We start from the raw sequence: 22,549 nt of genomic DNA, 5'->3' as shown, positions 1-22,549 counted from the left end.
TTTTTAATAAAATAATTTTTTAAATCAAATTTTATATTACTTGAATTTATTGGAAGCTTACTTAAGTTGATGACATTGGACGCCCAATCTCCTGTATGTGTGTCTTCGCTTTTTATAAAATACGTGGCATCAACACCTAAAAGAGTGAGAAATATCATCTTAATATTTTTCTTTTTCCTTTATAGTAAGCATTCCAAGGTAAAATAAAAGAGATTTAAAGTTTTCTTTTTCACTGTACATAGTGTTAATATTAAATCTATCTACAAGAATGGTTGAGGTTTCACCAGTGGACATTATTTCATTTAAAGCCTCTCTATCATTGAAATTATATGCCAATTGATTAACCTTGCCATAATCTGTCTTTACATTATTATCTATCATTTCTTCTGGATATTCATTATAATCTAAATATTTATTAAGAAAATACATTGTCATGTCTGGGTTAAAAACTGATTTGCTATTTGCACTAAATTTATAGCCATTATAATATTCGGTCATATCCTTACACATCTTTTTTCTAATTTCTGTATCTTGTATGCTCATCTCAGCCATAATCCATGAAAGTTCATCTCTAGTGAACCCAAGCATAGCATTAAGATTTCTATCTAAAGTATAGTTCATAGTTATATTAAAGCCACTAGTTAAATCATCTAGCATTATAGGACTTACCCCTGTCATAAATATCCTTGAAAAATTGTCCATAGTTGCATCCTTTATGGCTTTATAAAAAACTTTAACAAAACCTTCCCCGTGAAGTATGCTGTTATAAGTACTCTGCCTACCTCCAGTAATTAGGTCATTGGCAAAATTATCATATTCATCTATAAGAACGAAAACAGGTATATTACTTTTCCTAGAAAGATATGTTATATATTCTACCGAAGCTTCTGCAGCATTAATATTTTCAGGTATAACTTCATTTTTAAAAATATTACAATAATTTGCCAAATTTTTTTACCGAGTACATAACTTTTATATTAAAGCTCTTTCTTAATTCATCTTCACCATGCTCTGCATCTATACCTGCAAAGCTGATTTTCCAAACAAGAAAACTATTCTTATCCTCTGTTGGATTTTTGCCTATATATAAATCACCAAATAGCTCCTCAAATTTATCTTTTTTTATTTATATCGTAGTAATTTTCCAGCATTGATATAAACAAACTTTTTTCCAAATCTTCTTGGTCTTATAAAAATTGATATGGCGCATATCTATCTAGTATTTCAATATATGCTGTTTTATCCACATATAAATAATTCTTTTTTCTTAAAACCTGAAAATTGGAAATTCCATAGGGTACTCTTTTCAATTAAATCACCTACTTTTATCTTTATAATATTATTATACCCAATTTTTATTGGTACTTCACCTTTTTTCAGTTCACAATGCACAATTCACAGTTCACAGTTATGGTTGATTTTCTTTCGTTTCACTTCAGAAAATATTAAATTATAAAAAAATAGAGCTAAGAAATATAATTCTTTCTTAACCCTATATATAGATAGGCAACTTGAAATACTAAAATTAGTGAAAATTTTTTTGGTAGCATTTAACTTTAAAGCAAAGTACAGAGTACAAAGGACAAAGTACAGTTAAGGTTAATTTCTGCTATTGCAGAAAATTTTAAAACTTACTGCTGACGCCATTTCAATATAAGACATAATTCCTTCGTTCAGCGTGCTGAACGTCATCTACTTTTATATGATTTTAGATTTCTCCGACAAAAGGAAGAGAAATCATCCTTCATTGTACTTTGTACTCTGTCCTTTGTACTTTTAGTTTTTATAAATCACCTGTAAAAATCACCAATTAGATTTTAAGACTTTCAGGTTAACTCCCTATAGTTACTTTTACTTATCTTCACTTACTAAACTAATAAGATACTGTCCATAAGCAGTTTTAGATAAAGGTTCTGCTAATTTTAAAAGCTGGTCTTTATTTATATAACCTTTTAAATAAGCTATTTCCTCAAGGCAAGCTATGTAACGTCCTTGTCGTGTTTCAATAGTTTCTACAAAATTTGAGGCGCTTAAAAGATTACTGCAGGTTCCCGTATCAAGCCATGCCATTCCTCTTCCAAAAAGTTCTACCTTTAATTTTCCTCTTTTTAAATATTCATTGTTTACATCTGTTATTTCAAGCTCTCCTCTTGGGGATGGTTTCACATTTTTTGCAATATTAATAACTTCATTATCATAAAAATAAAGCCCCGGAACAGCGTAATTTGACTTTGGTTTTTCTGGTTTTTCTTCTATGGATAATACATTATTATCATCATCAAATTCTACAACTCCATAGGCTTTGGGATTTGCTACATGATAGCCAAAAATTGTAGCTCCTTCTTTTCTATTTGCTGCATTTAAAAGCCTTTCTGTAAAACCATAGCCATAAAAAATATTATCACCAAGTACAAGGGCAACGTTGTCATTTCCAATGAACTTTTCTCCAACTATAAAGGCATCTGCAAGTCCTCTTGGTTTATCCTGAACTGCATACTCAAAATTAATTTCAAGCTGACTTCCATCTCCCAAAAGCTCTTTAAAACACTCAACATCACGTGGAGTTGAAATTATGAGTATGTCCTTAATTCCTGCAAGCATTAAAACAGAAATAGGATAATATATCATTGGCTTATCGTATATTGGAAGTATCTGCTTTGACACCGATTTGGTAAGTGGATAAAGTCTTGTACCGGAACCACCGGCGAGTACTATTCCTTTCATTATTATCTCCTTTTAGTTTCATTGTTTTATTATGCTTTAATTATAACGTTTTAGGTAATAGTTATCAACCATTCTTCAATGCACAATTCACAGTTCATAATTATGGATGATTTTCTTTCGTTTCACTTCGGAAAATCTTAAATTGTATAAAAATAGAGCTAAGGAATAAAAATTTCCCTTAACCCTGTTCTATAACTCTATTTTTTATTTTCTTAATTCTCTCTATGTCATCTTTTTTACCAATAAAAATAATATTATCACTTTCCACAACAAGAACATCTGAAAGGCCTACAACAACAATAGGTTTTTCCTTTCCTACAACAATATTATTTTTACTCCCTATGCTTTTTATTTTTCCAACATATACATTATTGTTTACATCCTTTGCATTATATCTTTCAACTGAATACCAGGTTCCTATATCATCCCATCCAAAGTCACTTGGTATTACATATATATTTTCAGCTTTTTCCATTATACCGTAGTCAACGGATATATTATCAACTTTGTAATACTTTTCTTCAAGCATGTCCTCAAATTCATTTGCAGAAGCTACAGCTATTTCACTTAAAATATCGTATGTATTTGATAAATGCCTTTTTATGAGATCAATTACCGTTGAGCATTTCCATATAAACATACCACCGTTCCACAAAAAGCTTCCATCCTTCAAATACTTTTTTGCTCTAGCTTTATCTGGCTTTTCTACAAACTTTTCTACTTTTTTAATATTAAACTCACCTATTTTAATTTCTTCTTCTCCAAATTTTATATAACCATAATCTGTTTCTGCTCTACTTGGTTTCATGCCCAAAGTAACCACCGCATTGTCTTTACTTTTAGCAAACTCGTAGGCTGCATTAACAGTATCAAGAAATTTATCCTCGTTCACAACAAGATGATCGGATGGTAAAACCACCATATAAGCATCCTTATAACGCTTATTTATAATAAAAGCAGACAAACCAATGCATGGTGCAGTATTTCTTCCAACAGGTTCAACTATTACATTACCTTCTGGAAGTTCTGGCAGCTGCCTTTCTAAAATATCAACATACTTCCTTCCCGTTATTACAAAAATTCTTTCAATTGGTATACGCTTTTTTAATCTTTCCACAGTCATTCGAATCATAGTTTTATCACCAAGAAGTCTTAAAAACTGTTTTGGTTTTTCATCTGTTGATAATGGCCAAAATCTTTCACCTTTTCCACCTGCCATAATTAAAGCACAAAGCATTTAAATTCACATCGTCTATTTGAACATTTATACCTATGATGAATTTACCATATATTGCATTATTATTCAATAAGCGTTTTAAAACTGCGTAAAAATAAGTAAGCGGTGGAACGGTTTACAACAGTATCTGCTTTTCTTCTGCCATCCTTTAAATTTCCACCTACGAAGTCACCCACATCTTTAATATTATCCTGTTCACTTTTTGATAGTTTTTTATACTCTTCATAAGTTTCACGAGTTCTCGTAGTAATCTTAAGTTTTTCAATTAGATCTGACCAAAGCAGCTCTTTATTTTTCCATCTCGTTTCTTTTCTGTTTTTACCTATAGCTATTATAATAACTCCATCGTTTTTCACATCTTCACCCCCAAGTTAGTCTTTCTTATAGTAGTAAGTTTCGAAGCCCGCAGCCTTAAGAGGCAACCCTGGAGCCCAATCTATAGGTGTTCCCATAATCTTTTCTACTTCTTCTAAAGAACCAAAACCGCAGGGTACATCTAAAATAACTCTTTTCCATATCATGGTTTGGCATGTTGCGTGTTCTACCACCATTAGCCTTTGTAGGAGTGCAAGGCATAGAAAAATATCTGATTAAAGCTTTTCCTTCACTCATCCTATGCTTTTAGGTTCAAATACATTTGCGTAAGAAAATCTTATCTTTCATGTTATAACTTTTGTCACTCTGTTTTCCATTTATATTTCCTCCTTAAAATCAATTTCTGCAGTATTTTTAAATTCCTGTCTTTTGTCTGTCTCAGGTACCAAAGTTGGCTTACCACTTGGCTTTTCAATGAGACCTTTTAATAATTCATTGAATTTATTTTTACCGATAGCCTTTTCCATGGCTGTAATTGTAAGAATGGATTTAGAAAAGATTTTATTCTCTTCATACCCTGCTTCAATTAACGTTTTAGCAGCTTCTGTTTCATTAACATATTTTCTTGTGCTTCCTCCCTCTACAAGTTTATATCCTGTCCACCTTTTACCTTCATCCATCGCTTTTTCAAAGGCATATTCTTTAATATCTGATGCATATTTCTGAAGTTCATCTATGTTGTTAAGCACTTCTACTATTTCTTCATCTGTAAGAAGCGGCGGCCCTTTAAAATCCAGTATACAAAGCTTCACATTTTCCTTGGAACGTTCTCTGCAGATGCTTTTAATTCTGCAAAATCTGCAGTGTGATCCTGCTTTAAACTCACCTTCAACTTTTATAGCAAGCCTGGCCTTAGGTTCAACTTCAGCAGCTGCCCATTTCAATAACTCAACAATCTGTATTTCATCTGTGCTGATGTTATCAAATCTTAGCTGAACTATAGTCATCCTTATTGCTTTAATATCATAAAGGCATCCAAACTGCTAAATCGCACCTAATGCATATAGCCGCATCTGAGTGTTCTCTATAGCTGAAACTAAAACTCCTTGTCCAAATTTAAGATCAATAACTTCAAGTACGTCATCGGTAATAATAACTAAATCACCTGTACCAAAACCTTCAGGAACCCAAGGGCTATAGTCAAGTTTCATATCCACCATTGTTATTGCATCTTTTGTAATGCATCTTGCTTCATTAATTTTTTCAATGGCAAAGTCCACATAGATTTGTACATATTCCATAAGTTCTTCTGAATAGAATGAGTCTTGTTTTAACTTGCTAAATTCTTTGTTAAACTGTGTTTCAGTTATATTTTCTAAGTAAGAGCTGATATGTAACTCTGCTAAGGCATGGACAAAGGTACCTTCTTTAGCATATTCGCTTGCTTCCTCATCAACTAATTCTTCAAGTCTTGCAGATGGCGGGCAATTCATCCATCTGCTGGAACCTGATGCCGATAGCAGTGCATGAGCTTTTTCCTCCATTAAATTATCTCAGCTTCTTTTAGAAGATCAGCGTAGTTTTCCGGGAAAATATCTGTAAACTTTATGGCACCATACTTTTTAATTAAGGCCTTAACTTCTGATTGTTTACCATTTTGATATAAATTCGTAAGCTTAGTCCTAACCTCTTCGAAAATAACAGCCTTAGTTTCTTGTTTTACTTCTTTTTCCTCTTGCTGAATTTCTTTTCTTTTGTTGATTCCAGCTTCTTTTGTGGCAATGCTTCAGCTATAGCAAGAAGAGCATTCATAATGCCTGGTGAATCGATCTTAACTTTAATATTTAGATCCATATTTTCTTCTCCTTTATAAAATTATTTAGAAATGTTTTCAAATTATTTGTTACTTTTTAGTAACGGTCATGGTAAAAAATAGCTTTTCTATAGGCTCATTAGGGAATGCTTTTCTAATTCCTATTATAGATCGTGTTCCAGCACTCCTTTTACCTGCGAATACCTTTCAAATAGTAGCATTTGACAAGCCAGAGCGCCTTGCAAGCTCTCTTTCTGACCATCCTTTTTTATCTGTAAGCTCTTTTACAGAATTCACATTTAAAATCAATCATCCTCGCCTCCTTATTCCTTTGTTACTGTTCGGTATCTGTTCTTGTTCTATCAAAGCCTGTTACTGCTTGTCAATATATTTTAAAATTTAGTATCGCCATATGGTATCACATTTTGTATAATATATTTGAAAGGGTGTGATGTCATGTCATTTGGTGATTTCTTGAAAAATTTAAGAAATGAAAATAACATGTCTCAAAGGGAACTTTCAGAAAAATCCGGAATTAGTAACGCTGAAATTTCAAGAATAGAATTAGGAGAAAGAAAGAAGCCATCTCCTATGGCTTTAAAGGCTTTTGCACCTTATCTTGGAGTCTCATATCAAGAACTTCTTAAGCAGGCCGGTTATATCGAAGAAATTGTTGAACATGAAGGATTTACTGAAAATATTTATAAAGACGAGAACGGTCACTTAATAGACATTGTTAGAAGGGCCAAAGACATGTATGAAAAGAATAGTGATTGGGTTAACTTGGCTTACAGAGTAACAGCTTCAGATTTATCTGAAGCAGAAGTTCAGATAATAAAAGCTCAAACTGAACTTCTACTTAACCAATTCTTAAAAAATAAGAGTAATTAAAAATTAATATACAATACTTGAAATAAATATTTTAAGGTTGTATAATTTTTTAAGAACATATCGAACATGCGTTCTAAGAGGAGAACTTAAATGAGAGAATTCTATAACATAAAGCATTACACCTTAGATATTATACCTAAGCACCGAAAAGCCTCTATCGATATGCAAGTAACTCTTTTTCTAAGTTTGTTTAATATAACTAAGTGGCCCATTGATTGTGCCGCCGTTTTTTAAATAATGAATGATCTGCAGTTAATACCTTTTACATATGGGTTTGCAGGTCCTCCTAATAAATTTGATGCTATTACAGAATATAAAGCAGAACACAACTTATATATTACCTTAATAAACAGAAATAAGGTAAATTACCCCTTTCAAAGTTCCAGAGACCGAAGATTAAACTTTACTTTGGCTCATGAAATTGGTCATATTGTTTTAGAACATTTGCTAATAGCTCCACAGTTAAAAACAAAAGAAGAAAAGGAACTTGAGGAAATTGAAGCAGATGAATTTGCTGGAAAGCTTCTTATGCCAGAGAAGCTTATTTTTGACTGCAATTTTTATTCACCAGATGCTGTTTCAGAATATTTCAAAGTTTCAAAAGCCGCCCTTTGGATAAGACTTAACAATTTAAAGAGATTAAATCTTTTAACTACACGAAAAACTAAGACCTGCTCCTGTTGCGGGAACACTAACTTTAGTATATTTAAGAATATTGTGGTATATGTGGTACACCTTTAAATAGAGGGCTAAATGGAGAGCTTAGAGTAAAGTACCCGGAAGAAATTCTAATGGATAAATATAAAAGAGTTTTAATCTGCCCAAGATGCAAGCAAAAAATAACCACAGGAGATAAATGTTCTACCTGCGGCACATATATATTTAATTTCTGCTCCGATTACTTAATCCATGGAGATTCCGGCTGTAATGCTGTCCACCCCGGAAACTTTAGGTACTGTGAATTTTGTGGAAAACCTACTTATTTCTATACTAAAGGTTTTATTAGTGACTGGAACTGCGATATTAAAAATAATTACAATTATACATTTTTAGATGAATGTTACGGGGATTATTAAAATTTAAAGTTTAAAATTATTGATTTATGTATATAATATAAGTATAATTTCTTTCTTAAATATTTAGATTTACCGGTATAAAATTGTATCGGCATTTCATCGCTTGGTATTACGCTAAATTATGGAACATAGCATTAACCATTCTCTCATTTTGTATTTTATTGTATTTTTACCAATTAAGTCCTTGCTCGGGGGCCTTACCAAAACCTGGAACAGAGTGAAGGGTTTTGGCTGCTAGTAGAGATCCGGTTGTGCAGAAGCCGACTTCTTTGGCTAGGGAACTAGCGGTGTGTGGGGAGCTGTAGATTACCTCTTTAGCACCTTATTCAGAACCGGAACAATAAATTTTCTATTCATTACAACCAGCACCACAAACGGAATCACCTGAATGAATGGTGAAACTCCCAATGTGGCCATGCATGACTGTGCGATTACTATTATGATAGAAATAAAATGAATTGTCCAGTTAACTTTCATTTTAATAAAATCTTGTAAAGACTTTGTTCTTAAGCACCAGGTAGTTAAATATCCTAATAAGGTAGCTAATGCTGCTCCTATAGCACCTATGAAATATATAAAGATAAAGTTACAAATTGTGTTAACAACAGCACCAATTACCGTGGTCTTCGCTACTGATTTTGTATTTCTTGTTGCAGCAAATAATGACCCCTCAAACTGAGATATTCCACTAAATACCGTTCCCATTAACAAAAACGGAACACATTTCCATGCAACAAAATAATCTCCTTTATACAAGAATGTGGCAAGCGGTATGTTTATAATCAACAATCCAGAGCATACCGCTAATGATATGAAGCTGTACATGGAGTAGTTTGTTCCGATAAATCCATCACTATCATCTTCATCGAATTCAGCTATGGCTGAGATTGACCAAGCATTGTAGAAAATTCCCTGAAACATGTAAAGAATTGTCGGAATCTTATATGAAACAGAATATACTCCGTTTTCTGCAACACCTCGTAAAAACGTTAGTATATATCTATCACTAGCATTATTGACCCACCACGAAATAGAATTTGCTATTAATGGTGAGCTGTATTTTATCATCGGCTTTGATAAATCAGTATAATTTCGAAATCTAATGTCTTTATAGACTTTTCCAATAAACAACTGATATAAATTTTGGATTAGAACACCAATAGTGCTACTAATCATATAACCAACGATTCCCCATTTAAAAACAAGTAATAAAACAATATTACTTACACATGTAATCAACGTACAAATAATACCGCTTACCGCAATAACTGCAGCTTGATTTTTTGCTCTTAAATAAAGATTTAAAATTTGGCTCAAAGCACCAAGTATGAAATAAATACATAAGAAGACTAGATAGACACTTGATATGTTAAATAAGTGAGTTATTGAAACAACCACAACACCCACAATTAATATTAATGAACCCTTTATAGCAATATTTATTGAAGTTGAAAGAACATCTTCCTTCTTGTATTCCGGATCCATTCCAAAACATAGAGTTGCATCAAAAATACTTAATAACAGAATAGGGGTCAATAATGATGCCGTTGAAGTAATTAAATCAACTGATCCATATTCAGCAGTAGACAAAACTGCGGTGTATAATGGTACCAATAAGAAAGACAGTATTTTTGATCCAAAACTACCTATTGTAAATAATCCGATATTCTTTAATAGATATTTATTCTTTTTTTGCATACAGTATAATCTCCCTAATAAGTTGTATCATCATAAGTTATTACCCCTGCTCCACCTGTCGCATATATCGTATCTCCAACAATCATTCTACCCATGCTACTAACCAAAACAGTGGCAAGATTACCAATTTCCTCAGGGGCAGCATATCTTTTTGAAGGAGAATAATCCAAGTTTAAGTCATTCTCTTCATCTTTTCTAAGCATAGGAGTTAACGTAGAACCTGGAGCAAGCCCATTGACAATAATACCATACGGAAGATATTTCTTGGCCATACCCAGTGTCAAGCTCCTCTCACCCCACTTAGATACAATATAAGGTGAGATTCCAGGTCTTAATGCAGAAGATGAAGTGATATTAAGAATATTTCCTTTAATCTTATTATCAACCATATACTTAGCAATCTCTTGTGACAGGAAATACATCCCTTTTAAATTGGTTTCCAATACTCTGTCATAATCTTCTTCTGAGGTATCAGGAAACAGTCTACCACCATTAGTTCCAGCATTATTTACAAATATATCAATTTTTTTTTATCACTTAAAAATTCTGATAAAACATTCTTCATCTGTGCCACAGACGATAAATCCAATTCTAGTGTGGATATCTTATCTGCAGGACACCCACAATCGGTTAATAACTTACATTTAGCGTTTTCTAATTTTTCTTTATTTCTGCCGCAAATAGTTACACTTGCACCATTCTTTACAAAAGTCTCTGCAATGGCAAACCCTATTCCTGAACTACCGCCAGTAATAAACGCATTCCTTCCATTCAAAAGTTCACCTTGAAAACATGGTATAATTACTTTTTCTTTCTTTACTTTTACTAATTTTTTCTTTAAATATGATTTTAATCCCATATTGTTCACCCTTTTAACGTATGCTTAAGTTTATTATAAGTACTTTCGCCTATAATTCCTTTTACCATACTTTTAACATACTCTTTAGTGGTCTTATCTCTATTTTCAGCAATAATCTTTAAGTATGCATCTCTCTCATCGTAATCAGAAACAAATGCTTCCAGAATAATTGGCCTATCAGAATCTGAGGTGAATCCATCTACCTGTTGAGCAAACTCGTCCATATTCTTTGCAGAATAATACTTAAAACCACATGATTCAGCCCAACCTCTTGCATTACCATGGTAGTTTGCTGCCGCAATAAATCTATCCCTATCTTTTTTATTCTCACCATGCAATTTAAATTCAATACCGCCATTATTATTAATTAGCAGAATTCGAACATTGTTTTTTACCTCTCTAATGCTAAGGCAATTCATGTCATAGAGAAAAGCCAAATCCCCTATAATCATAAAAGCTAATTTATCTGTTGCTAAACTTTGTCCAATAAGTGTAGACATGCCCCCATCAATACCAAATGCTCCTACATTTGAATAGCATTCAATTGATGGATCCAAATAAAAAAGATTCCAGATTCTTAAGCTATTCAGTATTGAGAACTGAATAATAGAATTTGAAGGCATTTTATCATGCATAAATTGTGCTATAGACACATTTGAAAATGGTACATCATAATTATTGCTTTTACTGCTAATGCTTTTTCTCCACTGATCAATGAAGCTATGGCTCTGACATGAAGAATTAATCGAAGTAAAGAAATCTATTAAACTACCTTGATAAACTCTTGTAAGTTTATCGTAGGTATCAACAATATTCCCATCTTCGCAAACACGCCAATGTTCGACTCCTTTTAGAGAGTTCTTCGAAAATGCTAAATAGAATGGATAATCTCCAGTTTGACCACCAATAGAAATAATAATATCTGGTTTAATGTTATCAATTTCTTCAAAACTTGCCGTTAATAAAAACAGATTAGCATCCACAGTATAATCGCCTATAAAATTCGAGAGATGATTTACATATACAACGGAATTGGTTTTAGCACAAAATTCGTTGATGGCTGCTTTTTCTTCATTAGTGAATGGAATATGTTCACCAATTAATAATAAGATTTGCCTATCAGTTAATTCTTCCGTCTGAATATCTTTTACATTAAATCTCTTAATAGTCTTAACGGCAGGTTTAATGTCTGATAATGGAAAGTCAAGCCAAGGAATGCATAATTGAACAGGACCTAAGCCATTTCTTGATAATTCTAATAATGCCTCATTGGCTAATCTTACACTATGATAATAATCATTAATATCTGAAATAAATGGTAGCTCAAAAGATTTTTTCACGCTATCACGAGGAAGTGATGTTTGATCAGGTGCCTGCATATATTCCTGATATTTAAATCTAGGATGCTTTTCCATCGTAATAGCAAGGATTGGCACTCTTTTATAAAATGCTTCAGTTAGCCCTGGCACATAATTTCTAGTTGCTTGAGCACTTGTGCAAATTAAAGCAACCGGATTCCTCTTTTGTAGATAAATACCTATTGCTACATACGCAGCACTTCTTTCATCTACTACGGAATAGCAACTAAAAAACGAATCATCTTGTACAGCCTTAATAACTGGAATATTTGTTCCTCCAGGGCTAATTACAAGGTCCCTAATATTATTTTCTTTTAGGAGTTTAACTACAATTTCAATATTATCATTATTAGAATATTCCATATAATTAAGCCCCTTTACAAGTTCTATAATGCTTTTCTTGAAAGCTGCATTTTTTTCATTAATCAAATTTAACGACTTTTTTCTGAGTCTGAGCAAGTTCCTCTTTATCATCTATATATTTCATAACCAACTCATAGGCTGATTCTGTTGTTTCTTCTTTTGCATTAATAACAAACGGATAGTTCAAGCTTCCAAATAATCCCTCAAATTTTCTACTATAAGAAATTGGAATTGTAACAACTCCAGAGGAAAATGATGCAATTGTAGAATGCATTCTCGATCCGATAAAAATATTCATATTACTTATATAACTTTTGGCCTGAATAGGTGTATCAAAAGCCGGAGCTAAAATTGTATTCGGATATTTTTCATGTAACATCTTACAGGTTTTATAATCATCATCGTATGCATCTTCTTTTAGATCAACCACATGTGGGATAAGATGAACCTCATATTTATCTGTAAGGGTTGTTAAAAGATTATCTATTAATTTTCTATAATCTAAAGACAGACAGAACTGATTTTCTGAATGAAACCCACCTTTATATAAAAGTCCAGAAATATTAACGCCCAGTTTTTCCTTATTAGAAAGCTCATACAATCCTTTATCATAAGGAAGCACAAAAGCCATATCAGAAGCTAATATAGAATCATGAATATTAAACTTTTCCTCTAATAACTTTTGTGACATTTCATCTCGACAATAAATCTTATATGCCTTTTTAAATACCTTTCCGGCTCTTGCTGCTGAATCTTCATGTTCAAACGGCCCATATGTTTGGGGTAAAAGGACATAATTTTTATTAAATAATGCAGCAATAATTTTATTCTTAATCAAATAATTATAATATTCTTCTGAATAAATATCAGAAAAACTATCGCCCATAGTAACGTCAAAAATTGCATCACACCTAAGAAGAGTTCTAATATATTTTAGCTTTTTATCTTTTAATCTTGGTAATATGTTAACAAATTGAACGTTCTTAAAATATTCAGGAACTTTTCCCAAATCTGTTCCAGATAAATTATATATGATAGTATTTTCATTAATTTCTTCTTTAATTATGGATAAAAATGAATAAACTAAAGCTTCACACCCTTTATTCGCAGATTTTAGTTCAAATCCCATCAATCCTATTCTCATAAATATCAGACCACTCCTTTAACCACTCTAAATATTTATATTTATCTTTTTTAGTTGGTTCTAACATCATGCCTTCACACCATTCATTCCAGGCATTAATAAATAGAAACTCATTGTCCTTAATGGATGACATATATTTCATAAATTCTTCTTTTGAAGGAGGTGTAATAACATATCCTCTATAACTGTGCCTTGGAGAATTATCCCACTTTAGGCAGAGCCCACGAATGATACACTTATCATCAAGTATCTTTTTTGAAGCCAAATTGTACATATTTTTCCCGGAATATTTTACAAGATATTGATTTCTACCCTTTACAACTTTTCCCAAACCGTTCACTAAACGATTGAAAATATATTTTTTATTTTCCACATAATTACTTAGCATTGATGCAGGTTCACGAAGATGTATGAATTCAGTTGTTTTAGAAACATTGGTTTTAAATTTTTCTATTTTATTAGAATCATAACTTTCCAATATTTCTATTCCACACAATCCCGCAAATCCAACATCTTTGCATCTTTTTTCCAAGTATTCAAAATATTCATTTTTTTCTTTAAAATCAGCCTTAAATATTATAAACAAAGGTTTATTATTTCTTTTAATATATCGTTCATCTTTAAAAAAGGTAGTAAATATTGAAAATGCTCTTCCCAATCTTTTTCAGTACCATAAACTTGCTCTATTAGTAATTCTTTAGATCCTTCCCATGAACGATACCAACTATGATTAGCCCAACAAAAAAAGAAATTCATAGGGATATTTTTATTACCCATTAACATTTCTGCGGGTTTTTCTAAAAGTTTTTTACCACAAAAATAGTAATGATAAAAAATCATACCATCTATTTGGTACTTTTTTGCCAAGTCAGCCTGCCAAAATAAAGTTTCAACATTATCCAAAGAATAATAATTATCATTTAATGGTAATTGTGGTTGTTGATGTCCATTATACAAAGGTAATGCCTTTTTAACATTTGTCCACTCTGTAAAGCCTTTACCCCACCAACGATCATTTTCAGGTATTTCATGAAATTGTGGTAAATAAAACGCATATTTTTTCATAATTTTTTAATTCCTTAATCCTCTCGATATCAATATATTTACTTACTTTTCCTCGTTCTATTCATTTTAAAATTGTTTTTCACAAATCGTTTTACAGTAAAAAAAACATATAAAGGAAAATAGTTTTTTAATAAGCATAATTTTTTAGCAATAATAATTTTCAGTGGTAATCCACTATATTCTGAATGACACACCTCTACAAATTGATGATTATTCAATAATTTTTTTGACTCAATTAATTTTTCCTCATACACCATATCTGAATTTGCAATAACATCTAGCATATGTATCCCGTTGTAGCACAAATATTCATCTAAACAACTCGCTTGATTTTCTATGTTATATTTCATGCAAAAATCATTGCCTTTTTTATTGACTTGCAATAATTGTTCTAAGTCACCTTTATGATATTTTTTTGTAGCTGAAGAATCATTATTACAATCATATATATACTTAGCTTCATCTGTTAGACTAACAACTCTGCACTTATCAAAATACTTTAAATTGAAATCAAAATCTTCTCCAAGACGAACGGTACTATCAAAATGTAATCCGGATAAAATACTTTTTTTATAAATTTTGGCACAGGGACTATTGATAACTGTTCCTTTATAATAGAATGAGAAGTCTTGTAAAAAGTCATCCATTCGTATATAACTTTTTTTTGTAGGGATACAATTTCTTTTAAAAGACGGATATATAATTTCAAATCCAGCAATAACTAAATCACTTTTTTGCGCATACTTAAGCAATATCTCTAATAAATTCGGTTCTATCCAATCATCTGAATCCACAAATGAGATATACTCAAATTTTGCAATATCAATTCCAATATTCCTTGCATTTGATACACCGGCATTTTTTATGTGTTTTACAGTAATTCTATTGTCTATGGATGAATAACTATCACATATCTCAGGACTCATGTCTGTTGAACCATCATCGACTAGAATTAGTTCCAAATTTTGATTAGTTTGACTCAAAATGCTATCAACACATCTACGTAAGTATTTTTCCGAATTGTAAACTGGTACTATAACGCTAATTTTTTCCATATATTTCCTCTATCATATCTACAACTTATTCTAAATTTTTTACTATTCCTATTCTTATTTTCATAGCATCTAATACAATATAGGACTATATAAAGCCATATTAACTTTTGTCCCATATCAGTTATATATCCTCTAACATATAAAAACATAGCTGTTGATATTACCGCATAAAAACAACTAGTAGTAATATAATCAGAATCTTTTTTGTTCACAACTAAATGTGCTCTATTCATCACAATACCAATGAACATGCATGCAATACAGCCTAGCCATCCAAAGTTATAAAACAGTTCACCTAAGTAAGATCCACCCAAAGAATGATACACTGAACCAGGTAACTGATTTAAGAAAAGAGCCTTATCAGCTAATAGTGGAATATGAGCCACTAAAAGAGGTATACACGATACAACTGCAACAACAAAACTCAAGCCATATCCATACGGTATCTCAGAAGGGGTATATCTTATGCCAATAACCAATGTATTTAATGCTGATCCAAATTCACTTAATGAGCTTCCCAAGGTACTAGCAAAATTATTGAAATATTCACCTATTCCAACAAATTCAACGTTAGATGAAACTCTTCCTGCCCCAATAGATGTAATAAAGAAAAAACCAATAATTGCTATAAACATAACAAACATCATTTTCTTCAGATCTATTTTATTTTTTACAAAGCAGAATAAATATATCCAAATTAATAAGAAACACACTTTATCCTGTCTACTTCCGCTTAACATTGTTACAGATTTATAAAAAATCATAAACCCAAAAATTACATTTGATTTTTTTTTATTTTTTTCATTCATTAGCAGGAATATAAAACCTGCATCAAAGAAAAATGCCAAACTATTAACAAATTGTGGAATCTTTGAAGTAAACAAAGCCATATATCCAGACTTTGATGAGACATATAATTGAAAGATATCTATAAATAATCTCGGTATTAAGCCTATTATTACTAATAATTTTCCTGTAAATCCAGCATTCATTGGCAATTTATTACTTAATTTCTGTAAATTTTTATATCTTTTATTTTTACTCGATATACCTACTCCAATTGTATAAAAAATTTGTGAAAATATATAGAAATAAAATGCTTGTTGAATTGTCGAATTAGCAGCATATAAATCCAATGGGAAATAATCAGTTCCTTCGATATTAAATCCCATTTTAATAAACTGTCCACAATGAAATATAAAGGCAAATAAAGCAAATAAGTTCGGAATAGATATAATTTTTAATTTTACAAAAAATTTTAATATAAGCAGATTAAAAATGATTTGTAAGATTGAACTAATTGCCATCTGAAAATATGTTAATTCTAGAGAAAAAGAATACGCTAGATACATGCCTATGAACTCAAAAAGGCAAAGTACTACGATATAAAATTCTCCTTTTCCTACTTTCATACTATCATTATCAATCATCTAATTTTCTCCTATCATTTCTCTATATATATCAGCAAGTTTTAAAGCTTCTTTTTGAATAGAATACCCTCGTTTTTCTAACGCTGTATTAGCCGTCAATGTGTTTCGAGAAAATTTATCATTTGAAAGCATATTCACCCAATCATCCACATTTTCTAACGAAAGCATCCTTGCATTATCGGTCATGCATACTTCAGGAGTTATCCTGTCTGAAAATATACATGGTAACCCTGATGCTTGTGCTTCTATTCCTGTAACTGGAAGTCCTTCAAACAAAGATGGCATTACAAAGACATCAAAAACTTGTAATAATTTTGGTATTTCATTAGAAACACCAATAAATAGTATTTTTTTATTCAAACTCATTTTCATAACTTGGCCTTTGATATCATCAAGCAATGGTCCTGTTCCCACTAGGACCAGTTTAAATTCAAAATTTTTTTCCAAAAGCTTACGGCATATATCTAATAAATAAATATGATTTTTTTGTTCACAAAAATCTCCCAATATGTCCTATAACTAACTCATCATCTTTAATTTGATATTTATCTCTTAGGAATGCCGCAGCAGTACTATCTTCTAAGTATTCATTTAAATCTAAAGCATTGTTGATAATAGCAAAATCCTTTCCATCAAAAAGAAAATAACCCGCTTGTTTTGAGCACGCAAATCTATGTGTAGCTACATCAGATATTTTACTTTTCGAGATCATTCCTGCAACTCTTTTTATTGGATTTGTTGCTTGATATGTAGTAAGATGTGAATGAGCAATTCGTACTGGAACCTTTGCTTTTTGGGCCGAACTTAAAAATACTCCACAAGCTGCGTCCATATTACAATGAACAATATCAAATTTATGTTTTTCAAAAAACGAATCTAAATTTCTTGAATACACAAAAGGATTTTTTCCTCTTCTGGAGACTCTATAAATTTCAACACCAAGCTTTTCAATTTCTTGGTCGTAATCACCAATTTCTGTCTCCTCAGCATGAATTAAAATTGAAATCTCAAAATCGCCATATTTCACTAATTCTCTAATATATCTCATAACCATGGTTTCAGCTCCTGCTCTTACCATTGGTCCTCCCATTGCAAAAAGTAGTTTAATCATAAATTACAATCTCCAATCTTTAAGTTCATATTTCTTTTTCGCCCATTCCCTAGTATCGCCAACTACTTTTCCTGGATTGCCGATAACAATGCTATAGTCTGGTATATTTCCTTTTACAACAGCGCATGCGCCAACAATAACATTTTTTTCCTATTATAGTTCCAGGAAGAATAAACGCCCTGGCACCTATAAATGAATTTTCTCCTATTGATATTGGTTTAATATAATGTGCAGTTTCCCCACTATTAAATTTAACTCCAATATTTACAAATTGATTATGAATTGAATAATCATGAACCAATAACATAACCTGTTTACTTATTACCACACCCCCACTGATTGTAATATCAGAATAAGAACTACTATCAATATAGACGTCTGGACAAATATAAGTAACATTTTTATCAATGTTTACCCCTAATTTTCGATAATACCAAATTTGGTATTTCATAAACATATCAAAATTTATATTATTAAAAAGTTTACCAAATGTTCCATTTATAGGTACTCTAAATATTTCTTTAAAAATTCTATTCATTATTTTATTCTCCTGCATATTCAGCAATTAACTAAAAATTTGAAATTAATAATATTCTTCTTATGAAAGAGTATAATTCACTCATTGGAAGCGATAATGATTAATACCAATCAGCATTTGACTATAATTGATATTTTTCTCGCCTAAAGCATATTTATATATTGCATTATTTACACTGATAATAATATAGTTTAAGATATGATTTTATCATTGAATTCTTTGAAAATAATTTATTCAAAATCACACTATTATGATTTTTATTTTCAATAATAAATAAAGCTTTTTTTATGTCACCTTTATTTACAACATATCCATTTTCTTCACTAATTACTTCAGGACTTCCCCCTGTACAATATGTAATAACGCAGGTCCCACAAGCTAAAGCTTCAAGATTTGTGGTTGGAAAATTGTCTTCATATGTAGGATTAAAATAAACAAATGCAGAAGAATATATATCTACTAATTCTTGTACATTTTCAGTTCTTTCAATTGCAATTATATCGTTTGATAATTCACCTTTTTGCTTATCGTTTACGCCTACAACCACAATCTTATAAACATCCTTATCTATAAGTCTATTTAATTTCACAAAATCTTTTAGCCCTTTTCTTTCTGTCCATTCACCCGCTACTCCAAGTATAATTTTTTTATCTTCTATATGATATTTATTTTTAAAACTTGAGTGAGAAGGTTTGAATACAGAAGTATCTATGCCGTTATAGATCACCTTTATAGGATAAGATCCTAAATATGATTCTTTTATTTTTTCGGATAACCAATTACACGGAGTAACGATAGTTATATCCAATCCTGTAAATAAATTTCTTTTTTTATTCCAGTTCCAATTAGAATTATCTAACATCTTTGAAGCTGGATAAGTATTTAGCTGCTCGCAACTAAAACACCCTGTTTTCCACTTTTCACATCCGGCAGCATCAAAATAAGCGCAATGGCCTGTAAAAGCCCAACAGTCATGCTGTGTCCATATAACTTTAATTTTGTTTTTTCTAATATAATTAAACAATAATTCAATATTAATATAATATCCATGGATACAATGGAGATGAATGATATCAGGGTGTATATTGTCGATCCAACTCAGTAGCTTCTTTGTTGCATTACTAGAAGCAAATCCATGCTTATCAGTTATTCTGGTATAAACTCCATGCATCTTTACACCAAAATCATCATCCGTGTAGTATTCGTGATCATTTTCCGCTTTACGACCACGTCCCCATGCAACATAAGAATCAATTCCATCATCCAGCATAGCTTTATGAAGATTAATCATAATATTTCCAGCTGCTTTGTATGAGAATGTATTTATTTGAACAACCTTCATAAACTCTCCTCGTCTATCCCATAATCTCTTTAAGCCAACTTCTTAAAGAGTATTTTTCATAAACTTCCTTATCTATTTCTTTGTACTCTTCTTTAAAGAACACATTATCTAAATCTATCTTACCTTCATATAAATAAATATTCTCGGGACGATAAAAATCATAATTAACTATATCTTCATTAGTAGTGATCAGTTTCTTTTTAGCACCTAATGCTTCGAGAACTCTAATCGTTAATCCTAACTGTCCAGCCTGCGCCGAATCCAACACGCATCTAGAGGATTCGTAAACATCATTCATTTCTTTTCCTTCTAACGGAACATAATGAAACTCATTATACTTGGCTCCTCTTAGTTCTTTGTTCATCACTTTTCTATAGAAAAAACAATTGGTGATGGGAAGAAGAAATAAATAAACTGATTTGGATAAACAGACTTAAGCTGCTCACTCATCATATTGATAAATTTGTACTTCTTTGGATGAGCTGTTCCCACAAAGCAAAAGTCATACTTAAAGTCCTTGTTATTCTTAGTTCCAATCTCCTCATATGCTCTGCTATAGAACAAAGGCAAGGACTTCAGAAAAGGCGTTTCCTTAATATCTCTTCGATCAAACGAATAACACTTATCAAAGAATTTCTGAACTTTCTTAATGTATGGGAAGTTTGTTTGTGAATCCCACTGGTATAAAACAAATTTAGCCTGTGGCTGGCACTTCTTAATTTCATCAATCATGTCCTCACTGAATGAAAGTGATTGACCGGAAATCAAAAAGACTACGTCGTACTTTTTACTACGAATCGTCTCCATAACCTGATTAAAATATTTCTTAATATAGGTTTGGATCATGTTCTTATTAATACGAATAGCTGCCTTAACCCATGCATTAGTACTAGGGCGATCATCAAAGAAGTCTACTTCATAGCCCATTTTGTTCAATTCTTCTGTTATCAGTTCCGGATAGTTGAAAAATCTCGGCATTATAAGTAGTAACTTCATTTAACTCTCTCCCCTATCTTATTTCTGCATAATTTTTTCAATCTTAGAGCTATCACCCCAAATAGCCTTGGAGTCGTAAGGTCTATCAGGAACATTCCGTACTGAAGCTGAATATCGTAATTATTTTCCTTAATAAATCTCTCTACACGGTCTGCTAATTTTTCAGGTCTACCGGAACAGATATTAATAATTCCCTGTTCTTTGTTCTGGCCTACAGCAGCTGCAACCTGTGCGCAGAACTCAGGATAGTCAATAAAGTCGTACTGGTTCTGGCCTAAAGTAAATGGAAATTCTTTCTTTCCCTCTTCTACTGTAGCTGTAATCTTAGAGAAGATAGATGAACCGTATTTAGAATTACCAACAATGTAATAACCACGTAACCACTGGAATACGATGCTATTCTGCTTACAAATCATCTGAGTTAAATCTCTTAAAGCATTCTTTCCAATTCCATAAGGAGTTGTTGGATGGCATGGAGTATTCTCATTAATACTTCCTTCAAAGAATCCAATCTCATGCATACTTCCCATTGCTGCAATATGCTTGCATCCAGACTCAGCAAAAGACTTGATAAAAGCAAAATGCTTAGGTAAATCATCAATGTGAGCATTTGAATAATGAACAAATCCATCTCTCCATGCTAAATGGAGTAATACATCTGGCTTGCCAAAATACTCGTAAGTATTTTCAACTTCAAAAAGGTTACAAGCTTTTTTCTCAGCACGATCATCCACACGGTCAGTCTTAAAATCTGCTGCAACTACTTCATTTCCGTTATCTAAAATAGCTTTAACAATTCCCTGACCAAGATAACCGTTAGCGCCTGTTACTAAAATTTTCATTTTGTATTTCTCCATTTCTTCCCTTTCGGCTTATTACGTAATTTATTTCTATCGACCTATGTCGGTCTGTTTTTCGTTTTTATGTTTCTTTGTTGATTTCCACACTGGCTTGTCAAGCAGCCTCCTGGCAGTCTCTTGTTGTTATGACCATACTCCCAGTCAACCAGCCACCCAGCATCCTTTGATCCCAATAACCCCATATAGGGGGTCTGACCTCATCACCTATGCTGTCCTCACACATATACACTGTATAGCTCTCACTCCTGCAAAACCGGCCCGTAGACGGTGCACCCCTGTGGAGGACATCAAAGCTGCCTCCAACTCCCATAACGAATGGAATGTTCAATTGTTCAAGGTATTTATCTACCTAATATTCTTTCTTTGGAGATGAGAATGCAACGAACATCATATCCGCTCCAGACTCTGCTATATTCTTTACAATCTCCGGCCCATCTGCTTCTGTAAAATATCCATTTCTATAACCAACAATCTTAATAGTTGGATACTGCTCTTAAAAAATTGCTTTTACCTTATTAACGACTTCTTCTTTCGCACCGAAGAGATAAACTTTATATTCTTTTTCGGCAGCAACCCTAAATCCATGTTTGCTTCTCCACGGAAGCTATCAGTACCAAAATATTTCCCCATTCTTATCTCTCCCACAGTCTTCTGAACTATTTTTGTCAATGTGG

The 22,549-nt window shown here is 31.9% G+C and carries 23 protein-coding genes and 3 pseudogenes; 3 read left to right on the top strand and 23 right to left on the bottom strand.

All coding sequences use genetic code 11. The features are described 5' to 3' along the window. Positions 1-95: 95 nt before the first annotated feature. The 7 genes and pseudogenes from AGR56_RS19590 to AGR56_RS22845 form a co-directional block, all read right to left on the bottom strand. Positions 96-1,310 (bottom strand): annotated as a pseudogene (locus AGR56_RS19590) (AAA family ATPase); the annotation flags it as partial. A 541-nt stretch (positions 1,311-1,851) separates the two neighbouring features. Beyond that, on the bottom strand, positions 1,852-2,724 hold the full coding sequence (gene rfbA / locus AGR56_RS11940) for a glucose-1-phosphate thymidylyltransferase RfbA (protein WP_053242422.1): 873 nt from the start codon (positions 2,722-2,724) through the stop codon (positions 1,852-1,854). Positions 2,725-2,902: 178 nt separating this feature from the next. Continuing rightward, positions 2,903-3,961, bottom strand: coding sequence for a mannose-1-phosphate guanylyltransferase (locus AGR56_RS11935; protein WP_053242421.1), 1,059 nt, complete (start codon positions 3,959-3,961; stop codon positions 2,903-2,905). A 62-nt stretch (positions 3,962-4,023) separates the two neighbouring features. Further along, complete coding sequence (locus AGR56_RS11930) at positions 4,024-4,317, bottom strand: hypothetical protein (RefSeq protein ID WP_053242420.1); 294 nt, start codon at positions 4,315-4,317, stop codon at positions 4,024-4,026. Positions 4,318-4,332: 15 nt separating this feature from the next. Beyond that, a complete protein-coding gene (locus tag AGR56_RS19585) occupies positions 4,333-4,482 on the bottom strand; it encodes a hypothetical protein (RefSeq protein WP_198150101.1) in 150 nt (49 codons plus the stop codon). A gap of 171 nt (positions 4,483-4,653) precedes the next feature. Further along, positions 4,654-5,820, bottom strand: a pseudogene (locus AGR56_RS11925) (DUF2800 domain-containing protein). Between the two features lie 175 nt (positions 5,821-5,995). Next, a complete protein-coding gene (locus AGR56_RS22845; RefSeq protein ID WP_278279622.1) occupies positions 5,996-6,130 on the bottom strand; it encodes a hypothetical protein in 135 nt (44 codons plus the stop codon). A 415-nt stretch (positions 6,131-6,545) separates the two neighbouring features. On the opposite strand from AGR56_RS22845, the gene AGR56_RS11915 reads away from it, so the two are divergent. From AGR56_RS11915 to AGR56_RS20325, 3 genes are all read left to right on the top strand, one after another. Further along, on the top strand, positions 6,546-6,980 hold the full coding sequence (locus AGR56_RS11915) for a helix-turn-helix transcriptional regulator (protein WP_053242419.1): 435 nt from the start codon (positions 6,546-6,548) through the stop codon (positions 6,978-6,980). A 237-nt stretch (positions 6,981-7,217) separates the two neighbouring features. Next, the gene (locus tag AGR56_RS11910; protein WP_053242418.1) at positions 7,218-7,721 is read left to right on the top strand and encodes an ImmA/IrrE family metallo-endopeptidase; all 504 of its coding nucleotides are present in this window, start codon (positions 7,218-7,220) and stop codon (positions 7,719-7,721) included. A 50-nt stretch (positions 7,722-7,771) separates the two neighbouring features. Further along, the gene (locus AGR56_RS20325) at positions 7,772-8,056 is read left to right on the top strand and encodes a hypothetical protein (RefSeq protein WP_157055757.1); all 285 of its coding nucleotides are present in this window, start codon (positions 7,772-7,774) and stop codon (positions 8,054-8,056) included. Between the two features lie 306 nt (positions 8,057-8,362). Here the strand turns inward: AGR56_RS20325 and AGR56_RS11905 are convergent, their stop codons facing one another. From AGR56_RS11905 to AGR56_RS21880, 16 genes and pseudogenes are all read right to left on the bottom strand, one after another. Beyond that, positions 8,363-9,754 carry a polysaccharide biosynthesis C-terminal domain-containing protein gene (locus tag AGR56_RS11905; RefSeq protein WP_053242417.1) on the bottom strand — a complete coding sequence of 464 codons (1,392 nt, stop codon included), beginning with the start codon at positions 9,752-9,754 and terminating at the stop codon, positions 8,363-8,365. Between the two features lie 14 nt (positions 9,755-9,768). After that, entirely contained in the window at positions 9,769-10,236 is a 468-nt protein-coding gene (locus tag AGR56_RS23460; protein WP_347460534.1) for an SDR family oxidoreductase, read from the bottom strand. A gap of 26 nt (positions 10,237-10,262) precedes the next feature. Further along, complete coding sequence (locus tag AGR56_RS23455; protein ID WP_198150054.1) at positions 10,263-10,613, bottom strand: SDR family NAD(P)-dependent oxidoreductase; 351 nt, start codon at positions 10,611-10,613, stop codon at positions 10,263-10,265. Positions 10,614-10,618: 5 nt separating this feature from the next. Beyond that, the gene (locus tag AGR56_RS11895) at positions 10,619-12,445 is read right to left on the bottom strand and encodes a thiamine pyrophosphate-binding protein (RefSeq protein WP_198150053.1); all 1,827 of its coding nucleotides are present in this window, start codon (positions 12,443-12,445) and stop codon (positions 10,619-10,621) included. Beyond that, positions 12,393-13,478 carry a polysaccharide pyruvyl transferase family protein gene (locus tag AGR56_RS11890; protein WP_198150052.1) on the bottom strand — a complete coding sequence of 362 codons (1,086 nt, stop codon included), beginning with the start codon at positions 13,476-13,478 and terminating at the stop codon, positions 12,393-12,395. Before AGR56_RS11890 ends, AGR56_RS11895 begins: the two co-directional genes overlap by 53 nt. Continuing rightward, positions 13,453-14,543 (bottom strand): annotated as a pseudogene (locus tag AGR56_RS11885) (glycoside hydrolase family 99-like domain-containing protein). Before AGR56_RS11885 ends, AGR56_RS11890 begins: the two are co-directional and overlap by 26 nt. Before the next feature lie 38 nt (positions 14,544-14,581). Then, positions 14,582-15,598: a glycosyltransferase family 2 protein gene (locus AGR56_RS11880; RefSeq protein ID WP_053242416.1), complete on the bottom strand. Its 1,017-nt coding sequence runs from the start codon at positions 15,596-15,598 to the stop codon at positions 14,582-14,584. Then, on the bottom strand, positions 15,577-17,028 hold the full coding sequence (gene wzy / locus AGR56_RS11875) for an O-antigen polysaccharide polymerase Wzy (protein ID WP_053242415.1): 1,452 nt from the start codon (positions 17,026-17,028) through the stop codon (positions 15,577-15,579). Before wzy ends, AGR56_RS11880 begins: the two co-directional genes overlap by 22 nt. Beyond that, complete coding sequence (locus AGR56_RS11870) at positions 17,029-17,475, bottom strand: glycosyltransferase (protein ID WP_242851423.1); 447 nt, start codon at positions 17,473-17,475, stop codon at positions 17,029-17,031. It lies immediately after the preceding gene. Positions 17,476-17,518: 43 nt separating this feature from the next. After that, positions 17,519-18,139: a glycosyltransferase gene (locus AGR56_RS11865; RefSeq protein WP_053242413.1), complete on the bottom strand. Its 621-nt coding sequence runs from the start codon at positions 18,137-18,139 to the stop codon at positions 17,519-17,521. Positions 18,140-18,230: 91 nt separating this feature from the next. After that, positions 18,231-18,677, bottom strand: coding sequence for a DapH/DapD/GlmU-related protein (locus tag AGR56_RS11860; protein ID WP_053242412.1), 447 nt, complete (start codon positions 18,675-18,677; stop codon positions 18,231-18,233). 166 nt (positions 18,678-18,843) lie between these two features. Then, positions 18,844-20,019, bottom strand: a complete 1,176-nt coding sequence (locus AGR56_RS11855; protein WP_053242411.1) for a glycosyltransferase — start codon at positions 20,017-20,019, stop codon at positions 18,844-18,846. 13 nt (positions 20,020-20,032) lie between these two features. After that, positions 20,033-20,317: a hypothetical protein gene (locus tag AGR56_RS11850; protein WP_198150051.1), complete on the bottom strand. Its 285-nt coding sequence runs from the start codon at positions 20,315-20,317 to the stop codon at positions 20,033-20,035. Between the two features lie 65 nt (positions 20,318-20,382). Then, entirely contained in the window at positions 20,383-21,015 is a 633-nt protein-coding gene (locus tag AGR56_RS11845; RefSeq protein ID WP_053242409.1) for a hypothetical protein, read from the bottom strand. Continuing rightward, complete coding sequence (locus AGR56_RS11840) at positions 21,012-21,857, bottom strand: NAD(P)-dependent oxidoreductase (RefSeq protein ID WP_347460473.1); 846 nt, start codon at positions 21,855-21,857, stop codon at positions 21,012-21,014. Before AGR56_RS11840 ends, AGR56_RS11845 begins: the two co-directional genes overlap by 4 nt. Before the next feature lie 56 nt (positions 21,858-21,913). Continuing rightward, positions 21,914-22,057, bottom strand: coding sequence for a hypothetical protein (locus tag AGR56_RS21880; protein WP_242851422.1), 144 nt, complete (start codon positions 22,055-22,057; stop codon positions 21,914-21,916). Positions 22,058-22,549: the final 492 nt, after the last annotated feature.

The sequence above is a fragment of the Clostridium sp. DMHC 10 genome, assembly GCF_001270375.1.
Lineage (GTDB): Bacteria > Bacillota > Clostridia > Clostridiales > Clostridiaceae > Clostridium_S > Clostridium_S guangxiense.
This window is presented reverse-complemented; position numbering and strand designations above follow the sequence as displayed.